Here is an 11,788-nt window from a genome sequence, read left to right on the forward strand (position 1 = left end):
AAAAATAGAAAAATGCCTCTACTTCTCAGAAAGAATAGAGGCATTTTTAGTATTAAATTTTATATAGTAGCAAAGCTAACTATTGAGTATTAAGGTGCTTTTTTGACAATACGCTCCGTTGCCATAATTTCGCCTGTACTATTTTGAACTTTGATTAAATAAGTTCCCGCAGGATAAGCTTCTAAGTCAATTCTTTTAGTGTTAATACCAGGAGTAGTTTGATAAAACGTTTCTGATACTGTTTTTCCAAGCACATCAATAATAGAGATATGAAGTGTTTCTTCTTTAGTGGAACTAAATTGGTAACTGACAACGCCCAATGTTGGATTAGGGAAAAATACCTGAGTTCCCTTTAGACCATTGACATTGATCGCAATGATTTTTGAATAGGTATAGGTGCCATCAAAATCTACTTGGCGCAAACGGTAATAATTGGTTCCCAACATAGGAGCCGTATCCTCAAATAAGTAAGTTAATTTTTCCGTGCTATTTCCAGCACCACTAACTACACCAATTGTTGTAAACCCATTTTGTGGGTCTATACTACGTTCAATCTCAAAACGTTCGTTGTTAAGCTCCGTTTCTGTAACCCATTGCAATACATTCACAGCATGATCGTTCCAACCTTTAAAATTGGCAAACTCTACTGGTAAGTCTGTATCAGGAGATAGAGCGATTCCTCCTGCACCACCAGAGAAACTGGTGATACCTGTAATTTCTGAATAGTTGATTCCTCCAATGGTGCCTGTTGTTGCCGATAATTTGGTTGGTTGATCAAATAGAGGAGGAAGATAAGTTGTTCCTTCATTTTTAAACCAATAGAAACCATTTGGGTTAGGATATTTGTAGGTATAATTACAAGCTGTATTCGCTGCAATATGGTTGGCAGCAGCTGTCTCTAAATCTGTTTTTTCACTAGCAGGGAAGTAGTAACGAACATTGTAAGGAGGATTTAAGGTTCCCAAGAAGTTTACATTCCAACTGCGAGGCAATTCAAAAAATTCTTCACCAGGACTCAAGCCATTGATACAAAGACCCGCAGCTCCAACAGTAGTTTGATAATAGCTACCATTATTGGTAATTGTTACAACAGGAGCTACAGTTGCCCCTGTCAAATCGCCTTCTATTGAAAAAATAATGTTATCATTTAAATCATAAAAATGGTTCCATCCTGCATTGTCTGTACAATAACCTACAGAAGTAGTGCCACCAATGGGAGTGTAGACAAAGTCTTTTACCGTTACTAATTCGGTATCATCGTTGGTTGTATTGCAAGTGCCTTCTCTACGAGCATAGTAAGTTGTCGAACTATTAGGAGTAACGCTAATTGAATTTCCAACACCTAGCGCTGTTCCCGTTCCATTAGGACCAGTATACCAAACGATATTAGATCCAGTTCCTGCCGCACCTCCACTGGCTGTTAAGGCGATGGTAGAGTTAGGGCAAACTTTGCCCGAAACACTAGCAATGGTAGGAGCAGTAGAATTGGTATTTACAACAACGGTTGTTGGACTACCTAATCCCGTCGTTCGCACACATCCATTGTTATCAGTAATAGAGCTTAATGTATAGGTAGTTGTACTTCCTGGAGTAACAGGAATGTTGGTGCCAGCAGCAATATTGTTTAATGTATTACCATTATAAACAATATCCCAAGGTCCTGCCCCCGCAGTAGGGTTGAATGTAATTGTACTCGAATTGCCTTGACAAATTGGTGCACCACTTGACAAGTTTCCATTAGGCAATGGATTTACCGTAACTGTAACCGTATTGGTATAACTTACCAGTCCGCAACCATCCAAAAGTCGTCTTCTATAATAACGAGTTTGTGTTAACCCAGCAGGAGGGTCGTAGGCTAGTCCCGTTGCTCCCCCTATATTTGTCCATGTGCTATTGTTATTACTATATTGCCATTGATAATTAAGGGTAGTCGTATAAGCTTGCCCCGCAGTTGCAGAAGGGAAATTGCTAGGGTTTCCTCCAGAACAAATGCTTTGGTTTCCTGTGATGCTGCCTGGGTTATTATTGGTGGCGTCAATAAAACGGATTTCATCCACATAACCTCTATCTTCCCCTGAAGAAACAGAGCCATCTTTGTCATAACGCCATTCTACGGTATTATTTCCAAAATCTAAATTTATGGTTCTAGTTGCCCAACCGACAGTCCCTGAAATTCGGTCTCTACGTACCCCATTGACATAAATTTCTAAATAGTCATAATTGGCTTCTGAAGATACTCTCCATCTAAAAACGACTTGACTTTTGCAAGAAACAGTGGTCGAAAAGCTAGAAGTTTGGTTGTGTGTAATTGTTCCAGAAGTGGCACAATCGCCACCAACACTTGACCAAGCACCTCTAGAACCCCAGAAAGGTCTTGAGCCACTAGTTGTGAATGTTTCCGCTGTGTTTTCAACAGCATTAGGAATACTTGTTGTAGCATAGCGATAACGATAAAATGTATTCATATTGTAATCGCCTGTACCACAAGTCCTATTTGTGTTGGTCCATTGATATTCTAATGGGGTGGTAAAATTATAAGTACAAGTTTGGTTGGCTCGACAGTCATCATCATTGAAGAAACTTGTGTTAAAATCACAACGATCGCCGATGTCGTCTTCCCAAGAATCAATTCTTGTTCTAATTTGAGTAGCGGTGACATTGTATCGATTTCTAGTAGCCCATGAACCCGTGTGTGTCACAGCGCCGTTGTGATCTCTTGTAACACAACCAGAGTAAGTTTCGGCTGTATTTACGTTGTCACTAATCCATCCTTTCCAAGTGTGTTCTTCGTTGCCAGCCTCTCCGCCACAGTTGCTACCGTAGAATTGTGTAATTCGAGATTCATAATCAATGTTTTGAGCTAGCAGGAGAGAAGCACTAGCCATTAACATAACTATTGTAAATAGTGGTTTCATAAGTAAATTTGTGTAATAATTGTATAAGGGATATTAAAAAAATAAAATTAAGCAAGTTTAAAAATACGTTATTAATACCTAATAAACAATACTTTAACTTTAGTAAGGGAAATAAACTTGAAATTATATGATTTTTTGACACAAAAGAGTGAACATTATTAGGGAATTAATCCCTAGCAGGAGATAGAACAATAAAAAAAGCTCATCTCGAATGAGATAAGCTTTTTCATTTGATATTTATATCAAATTTCTAATACCATTACTCCGTTGCAAAATCGTATTAGTTTAGCTTCGCTGCTACTACGTGGTACTTTGTGAGCGCTACGCTTTTAGTTAGCTTTGCTGCTACTACGTGGTATTGCAGGAGTGCTTCGCAGTTGATTATTAGTAAGATGTGTTTTTGTTAGTTTTTATAATAAAGTGCTGGTAGTCAAACTGATGTAAGATGTTCTTTTTATGTTTTTACTTCGTGAGTCTGTGGGTTCGTAGAAAAACTAAAAAACTAAGCTTGCCGAGTAGGCTTGTGCTAGTAGCACAAAAGCCCAAGCTCATGACCAGAGGGAACTAGCCTTGCGCTCTCATGAGCGTGGCGAATAATAATCAATGGAATATTATAATATAAAATATTTTTTTTAATAAAGGGCTTGTGACGGACGAATTACTCTACGTGTTTTACAATTTTTTCTGTTGCAATTACCTTGCCTTGATTGTTTTGAATTTTGACAATATAAGTGCCAGAAGTATAATCGCTCAAGTCAATCGAAGTCGTGTTAATACCTAGTGTGATTTGATAATTTGTTTGATACAATGTTTTTCCTAGAATGTCCATAATTGTAATGGATAACATTTCTTCTTGGCTGGCATCTAATTGATAATTAACTATAGCTGATGTTGGGTTAGGGAAAAACATTTGTTTGCCTTTTGTACCTTCAACCTCAATAGCGATAATATTAGAATAGGTATAAGTACCATCAAAGTCTATTTGTCGTAATCGGTAATAATTAACCCCTAACATAGGATTTTGATCTTCAAATAAGTAGCTAAGAGGTTGGTTGCTTGTTCCTGCTCCATCAACCGTAGCAATTTTTACAAATCCTTCTTGTGGATTGATGCTGCGCTCAATTTCAAAACGGTCATTGTTTAGCTCTGTTTCTGTCATCCATTGTAAAACATTAGAAGTTTTCTCGTTCCAACCTTTAAAGGTTGTTAATTCAACAGGCAAACCTGGATCTGGCGTTAACGCAACAGCACCTGATCCTCCAGAGAAGCTTGTAATACCTGTTATTTGTGAATAATTAATGCCATTGACACTACCATTGTTGCCTGATAGTTTTGTCGGCTCATCAAATTGAGGGGCATTGTAAGTAGAACCAATATTTTTGAACCAATAAAAGCCATTGGGATAAGAATACTTGTAGGTATAATTACAATCTGAATTTATTGCCATATGATTGATTGCAGCATTCTCTACGTCTGTTTTTTCGTTGAGAGGAAAATAATAGCGTACCTCGTAAGGAGGATTTAATGTTCCTGAAAACTCAACATTCCAACTACGAGGCAATTCAAAAAATTCTTCTCCTGGTGTCCAACCATTGGCACAAGAACCAACAGCACCAACTGTCGTTTGATAGTAACTGCCATTGTTGTTAATGGCAATAGTAGGCGTTGACGTTGCTCCAGATAAGTCGCCACTGACAGAGAAAATAATGTCGTCATTCGCATCAAAGAAGTGATGCCAGCCATTATTATCCGTACAATAATCGACAGATTGTGTTAAGCCTACAGGAGTATAGATATAGTTTTTTACATCAACAACTTCTGAATCGTCATTTGTTGTGTTGCATGTTCCTTCACGACGAGCGTAGTAAGTAGTTGTACTAGTTGGAACAATATTAATAGTGTTACCCGTTCCGATATGACTGCCTGTCCCATTGGGACCTGTGTACCATTGGATGTTAGAGCCTGTACCTTCGGTTCCTCCATTCGCAGACAAGGTCATGGTTGTGTTGGGGCATTGTTTGCCAGAAACGGGGGTAATGGTTGGATCGGTTGAATTTGTATTAACAATAACTTTGGCATTGGAACCAAAACCAATTGTCCTAACGCAACCATTGTCATCCGTAATAGAACTTAGACTATAAGTAGTTGTACTGGCTGGAGCAACGTTAATATTTGTTCCAGAAGAAATATTATTTAAGCTAACTCCATTGTAAACAATATCCCAAGGTCCTGTACCAGCATAAGCATCAAAAACAACGTTAGCAGAACCTCCAGGGCAGATAGCAGGCGGGCTTAACAAATCGGCATTGGGCAGAGGATTGACAGTAACCGTTACCGTATTAGAGTAAGCTGTGTTTCCACATCCATCTTGCAAACGTCTTCTATAATAACGAGTTTGAATCAAGCCACTAGGTGGATCGTAACTCAATCCATTAGAGCTACCTATATTAATCCAATTAGAATTATCGTTGCTAAATTGCCACTGATAGATTGGGGTATTGGAATAGATTTCTCCTGGATTAGTAGAAGCCAAATTACTAGGGTCTCCTTCAGAACAAATAGTTTGATTACCAGAGATACTACCTGGATTAATGGTGTTGGCATTGACAAACGCTACTTGATCAATATAGCCTCTATCTTCGCCGACAGAAATAGCTCCATTTTTAGCATATCTCCATTCTATTGTATTATCTCCAAAATCTAAATTAATTGTTTTTGTTGTCCATCCTTGTATACCCGATATTCTATCTCTGCGAACACCATTGATGTAGACTTCTAACCAGTCAGCACCTAATTCAGAGGAAACTCTCCATTGAAACGTAATTTGACTTTTACAACTAACCGTTGTCATTAAACTAGATGTCTGATTGTCAGAGATAGTACCAGAAGTAGCACAGTCGTTACCTACATTAGACCAATTGCCTCGTGAGCCCCAAAAAGGACGATTTCCTCCTGTAGTGTATAATTCCGAATTTTCAACAGCATCAGAAAGAGCAACCGTAGCATAACGATAACGATAGAATGTATTCATGTTATAATCACTTGTTCCACAAGTCTGGTCGAAGTTGGTCCATTGATACTCAAGAGGATTAGTGAAATTATATACACAAGTTTGATTGGCTCGGCAATCATCACCATTTCCACTTACATCAAAATCACAACGAGCACCAGCATCGTCTTCCCAAGCGTCAATACGAGTTCGAATTTGTGTAGCAGTAACGTTATATTGGTTGCGAATAGCGTAACTGCCTGTACGGGCGCAATCACCATTTCTGTCACATTGAATACATCCAGAGCTAGTTTCGGCAGTATTAACATCATCCGAAATGTAGCCATGCCAAGTATGTTCTTCAAGACTTGCGTTGCCTGGATCATTTCCGCAAGAAGAACTACCAAAAAAACTAGTAATCCGAGATTCGTAATTGATATTTTGTGCTGATAGTAGGGAGCTAGTTATGATAAGTATGAATAGTGTAAATAGTGGTTTCATTTATTATATCTTTTTTTTAGTGAAAAAATAGGATTTCATACATTTCAAAAATCAATACTTCAATATAGGGTATAGCAAGCCCTACAAAATTGTTTCTTCCAATATGATCCAAATTTTGAGATCGGACACAAGGATGCCTTCCAATTTTGCATTAGATTTACTATAAAAACAATTTGTTTTTTTGCTTAGTCTAAAATATTAATTTTTGTGCTCATGATGCCCTTTGGTGAAGGTTAAGGGATTGATAGAATATCATGAACGTTAATTTGATCAGATATTAGTAAAACACATTGTTGTATTAAATGTTCATAGAAAAGCAGCTTTTCTAAAAAAAAATACAATATAAAGGCATATAAAAGTAGCAGATATATTGGTACCTGTAGAAAAAAAAGAGACCAATTTCTACCTAGAAATTGATCTCCTTAACAGCTTGTTTGCCAAGCTATAGAAGCTTAATAATAGCCATATATTATTTAACCAGTTTCATTTCTTTAATCAAATGCCCAGCTTCACCATATTTGTCGATGACCCAAAGAACATACCGAGCATCTACCACAATATTACGACATCTTGACTCGTCAAACATAAAGTCACTCATGGTACTTTCCCAACTTCTATCAAAGTTAATACCCATCAAATTTCCATCAGCATCAATTACAGGGCTACCAGAGTTGCCACCCGTTGTGTGATTAGAAGCCGTAAAGCAAACCCAAAGTTCACCATCTTGTTCGTAGGCACCCCAATCACCTTCTTTGTATAATTTTAAGAAGCGATCTGTCAATTGGAAATCAGGATTATTGGGATCATATTTTTGCATAATTCCCTTCATCGTAGAGTAATGCAAATATTTCATGCCATCAACAGGGGCAGAACCTTCTACTTTTCCATAAGCAATACGCATGGTAGAGTTGGCATCGGCCCAAGTTTTTTTCTCAGGGAACATAGTCAAAATTCCTTCGACATAAATTTTCATCAAAGCCTGTTCTTCTCTTGCAAAGCCAACATAAGAAGGGTTGGTATTGCTAACAAAATGATTGTACAACTCATTTGCCATCATTAGAGCAGGATCTTTTTGCAGTTTTTTGCAGGATTTTTCAGAAAATTTGGAAAGCATTGATTCAATTTGATCCAAATTCATGAGCATTGACTTCGCATAGATTTTTTCCCCATTTTTCTTCCAATTTTCTTTGAATCCTTTGGGTAGAAATTCACTACTATTTAGAAAGTCAATGTACATTGGTGTCAACTTATTGAAGATTTGTTCGTCCAAGTTTTTGTCATAATCTTTGAAAAAGCTTTTGGCTTTTCCTTGTAGACGCTTGATTTCGTCTTCTACCTTTCCTTTTTCTTCTAGTTCTTTGTAGTTGTTGGCTAAGGCATTAAAATCGTGTGCAAAACGTAGCATTTCAGGTCCAACATAAAAGTACTCTATGAACATAGAACGAGCAAACTCATAATTGCTATTTTCTTCTTGAATACGGTTCAGCTCTGCCAAAACGTTTTTATAGCGTGTCCAAGCAGATTTTTCAGAAGCTTTTTCACGATACGTTTTTTCCCAAGCAATCTTTTTATCCAAGGCATTTAGTTCTTTCAACCCACCAATTTGCCCAATCCATTTTTTCCAAGCATTAGCAATACGAGCTTGTTTAGAAGCGTATTTGATGCGAATTTCGTCGCTGCCATTCATAGCAGGTTTGATCAAATCTAAACTTGCTTGACGCATTGCAATTCTTGCAGGACGTTCTACATTCATATAAAAGCTCAATTTTTCAGAAGGAAAATGTTGATCGGTGCTACCAGGAAACCCATATACCATAGTAAAGTCGCCCTCTTTTTTAGGTTTTAGGCTAATAGGCAAGAAATGAGCTGGTTTGTAAGGTACATTTGCTTTGTCGTGTTTTGCAGAGTTATTGTTGTTGTCGGCATAAATTCTGAACACCGCAAAATCACCTGTATGGCGAGGCCATACCCAGTTGTCAGTATCGCCACCATATTTGCCAATAGCAGAAGGAGGAGCACCTACCAAGCGAATATCATTGTAATCTTGAGTGATTAACATATAGAACTGATTGCCCAAATTAAACGCTTTGATCTTAGCAGAAATTGAAGCATCTGATGCTTCCGCAGCTTCTAGTTTTGCGATATTTTGCATGATAATTTTGCCACGTTCTGCGCCAACAATTTCGTCTGTAAGTCCTTCAAGTACTTCTTTCGTAACATCTCTAATTTCTTTGACAAAGGTAACTCTCAACCAAGGGCAAGCAAGTTCTTCTGCTTTGCTTTTTGCCCAAAAACCATTCTTTAGATAATCGTTTTCTAATGAAGAATGGCGTTGAATAGCACTAAATCCACAATGGTGGTTGGTAAATAGCAAGCCTTCTTCAGAGACAATTTCTGCTGTACAGCCACCGTTAAATTGTACGATAGCATCTTTTAAACTAGATTTATTAGTCGAATAAATTTCTTCGGGACTTAACTTTAATCCATACGTCTTCATATCAGAATGAAACATATCAATCAAAGAGGGAATCCACATGCCTTCTACGGCAAAGAGGTTGCTTTGAAAGGTGAATAATAAGGCAACTAAAAGAACAAAATTTTTCATGTTGAACACTTTTTTACAAATCAGATAAGTATAATGGCTAAAGTTACAAATTTTAATTTTATTTTAATTTTAAACCTGCTCTTATTGCAATTCTATTCGACGAAGTGATGAGTAAAAGCGCTATTCAAAAAATGGGTAAAATTAGTTGGCACTATAATTTAAGTCGATAATTCTTAATCAAAAATTGTTCTTGAAATCCTAATTTTAGATAAAGCCCTTTTCCCATATTAGAGGCTTGAAGTGTGATGGATTGTCTGTTATTTTGTATGGCGCGATTGATTAAATTTTTCATAATTGCAGCTGCAAAACCTTTTCTACGCATAGAAGGCGGCACACCAATAGAGTGAACACCTACTGTTTGGTGGGTAACATTGGTTAAACCTGTTCCAACAGCTTGCTCATTATCATAGGCAATATAGTAGATGAAGTGTTGTTTGTTGTTAAGAATACTTGATATGCCAATGGTATAACCAAATGCCTGTTTGAATAAATGAGCCCATAGATTAGCTTGTTGTTCATTTTGAACAGGAGACAAGTAGAAGTTAGCTTTTTCTTCAAATGTTGTCGTTGGTTTTAAAAACATGGCTATTTGCTCAAATATCAATTCAAAGCCTGCTGCTTCTAGCAATTCAAAAGAACGACTCTTGTAAATGTCGAAATAGGGAATTACTAAGGGGGTAGGAGTTTGTGTTAAGATTGCTTTGGCGGTTTGGATGCTTTGAGAGCTAAGATCTTGATGAAACCAAAGGCGGTTGGGCCAGTCTGATTTTTCTATATAACAATAATCAAAAAGAGGGGTTGTATGATAGGTCTCAGAAGCTAATGCAGCTGTTTTCCATAAGGAAGTAAGATTGTGTATGTTTGTGGTATTCATAAGATTAATGGTGTTCTTACTTATTTTAGATTAATTAATAAAATGCCTACTATCATGGCTACTAAGCCCCCTAATCGTTGCAATGACATAGGTTCTGTGGGTAACCCAAACCAGCCAAAATGTCCTGCTATAACAGCAAAAACCAATTGCCCACACAATCCAAAAGAGATCATAGTAGATAACCCTAGTTTGGGAATGGTGTAGTAATACAAGCTAATACCAATTAGGCTAAATAGACCACCTGCAAACCATAAATAAATGGGTACTTCTCGAATGATTATGGCATTAGGATAATGTTTGGTTGTTAGTAAAACCAAGCAAAAAGCAAAGCAAGTACTGCTACAAAATGCTATTAAGGATGCTAACAATGGATTTTTTAAGAGTAAACCCAATTGAGCATTTAAAGAACCTTGAAGAGCTAAAAATGCGCCTCCAATTAGTGCTAGTAGAGATAGTAAGTATTGATTCATACCACAAACATAAGGCAGGAAATCAAGACTTGCATTTACATATGTTGATAGGAGGAGATTTTATCGAAATTTGTTGCGTTTTAGGAGAGGGGAATTTGGAGTAGAATTAAGTCGGTGGGCTAATTAGTGTCATTTTTTGAAGTGTTCATCTGTTTTCGGATTCGACTCAATTGGGTGGGAGTGATGCCTAAATGCGAGGATAGGTGTCTTTGAGCGATTCGTTGGTCGATGTTGGGGTGTTTCTCCAATAATTTTAAATATCGTTCGGTTGCGTTTTCCATGACAATAGATACTTCTCGTTGCTCTTTTTCAATAATCCACTGTTGTTCTATATACGCAATATAGTAATCTTTAAAGTCAGGATATTCTTCAATTAGTTTTCGGTAGCGCACATAGTCTATATTAATTAAAATACAGTCTTCTAATGCCTCAATGGTAAAGTTGGAAGGAGCGGTTTGAAGCAAAGATACGGTTGAACAAGCCAAATCATTTTCAAGAAAAATATTCTTATTATAAAAATCACCCTCTAAATCTGTAAAATAGGCACGCAAGGCACCTTGGGCGATAAAGTGCAAGTTGCGAGCAATCTGACCATGTCTCAACAGCAAAGTCCCTTTTTGAATGGTTTGGAACTGAACAATGTTTTTTAATGCTTCCCAAGTACTAGGTTTAATTGGGGCGTAAGATTCTATTTTAGCTTTTAATTGAGCTAGGTGCTTTTCTTTTTCTAACATATTAAGCATTCTATTTTCCAAAACGATTCCATAGCGTCAAGCGCAAACCTGTACTAAAACTAATGGTTCCAAAGGGGGCAGCGCCAGCTCGAAAAAAAAGCTCTACTTCTCGAAGGTGTTGGCGTTTGTGCCCTACTGCCGAAATGTGAATGCCTGTTTCTCCTACAATACTAGCAAAAAAAGGATTGTACGTATTTTGATAAGCACTCGGACGAGCGTAAATATCGGTGTGTAGTAATTGAGTTCCTGCGCCAAAATGAAGCATCAGCCACAAGCTTTTTTGTTTTGCAACAGGAAATTGTACTTTGGCTAAAAGAGGGATGCTTAATGCGCCTAAACCTTTGTAATGATCTATGTCTAATGCAAAAGGAAGGTACTCAATTCCTCCTTCAATCGAAACGATCCAACGGTCAACATCACCTACCCAAAAATTGACTCCAAGACCGGGTAAGATATTTAATACTTGTCCAGAAGCACTAAGTGGAGACTCAATTCTACTTGGCTTTTGATACCAACTATAGAGGTTGTAATTCATAAAAAAAGCCGAACCAACATATATTGGAGAAGTTGTTTGTGAATTTTCCTGTGCTTGGAGTTTTCCGAATAATAATCCAATAAGAGAGAGGCAGAGTAAAGTATACTTCATATGGTTTGGTTGAAAAACATCTCATTCGAATTTCTATTAAAAAGTGATAGGCAT

At 37.3% G+C, this 11,788-nt stretch carries 7 protein-coding genes; all 7 read right to left on the bottom strand.

The window, feature by feature from the left end; translation table 11 throughout:
* Positions 1-89: 89 nt before the first annotated feature.
* The 7 genes from QP953_RS09980 to QP953_RS10010 all read right to left on the bottom strand — a co-directional run bounded on the left by QP953_RS09980 (position 90) and on the right by QP953_RS10010 (position 11,734).
* Entirely contained in the window at positions 90-2,915 is a 2,826-nt protein-coding gene (locus QP953_RS09980) for a T9SS type A sorting domain-containing protein (protein ID WP_309554864.1), read from the bottom strand.
* A 658-nt stretch (positions 2,916-3,573) separates the two neighbouring features.
* The gene (locus tag QP953_RS09985; RefSeq protein WP_309554866.1) at positions 3,574-6,405 is read right to left on the bottom strand and encodes a T9SS type A sorting domain-containing protein; all 2,832 of its coding nucleotides are present in this window, start codon (positions 6,403-6,405) and stop codon (positions 3,574-3,576) included.
* 469 nt (positions 6,406-6,874) lie between these two features.
* Positions 6,875-9,010, bottom strand: a complete 2,136-nt coding sequence (locus QP953_RS09990) for a S46 family peptidase (RefSeq protein WP_309554867.1) — start codon at positions 9,008-9,010, stop codon at positions 6,875-6,877.
* Between the two features lie 151 nt (positions 9,011-9,161).
* A complete protein-coding gene (locus tag QP953_RS09995) occupies positions 9,162-9,884 on the bottom strand; it encodes a GNAT family N-acetyltransferase (protein WP_309554868.1) in 723 nt (240 codons plus the stop codon).
* Between the two features lie 20 nt (positions 9,885-9,904).
* A complete protein-coding gene (locus tag QP953_RS10000) occupies positions 9,905-10,354 on the bottom strand; it encodes a DMT family transporter (protein ID WP_309554869.1) in 450 nt (149 codons plus the stop codon).
* A gap of 119 nt (positions 10,355-10,473) precedes the next feature.
* Positions 10,474-11,088, bottom strand: coding sequence for a Crp/Fnr family transcriptional regulator (locus QP953_RS10005; RefSeq protein ID WP_052598583.1), 615 nt, complete (start codon positions 11,086-11,088; stop codon positions 10,474-10,476).
* Positions 11,089-11,098: 10 nt separating this feature from the next.
* Complete coding sequence (locus QP953_RS10010) at positions 11,099-11,734, bottom strand: hypothetical protein (RefSeq protein ID WP_052598584.1); 636 nt, start codon at positions 11,732-11,734, stop codon at positions 11,099-11,101.
* Between the last annotated feature and the right edge of the window lie 54 nt (positions 11,735-11,788).

It is taken from the genome of Aureispira sp. CCB-E (assembly GCF_031326345.1).
Taxonomy (GTDB): domain Bacteria; phylum Bacteroidota; class Bacteroidia; order Chitinophagales; family Saprospiraceae; genus Aureispira.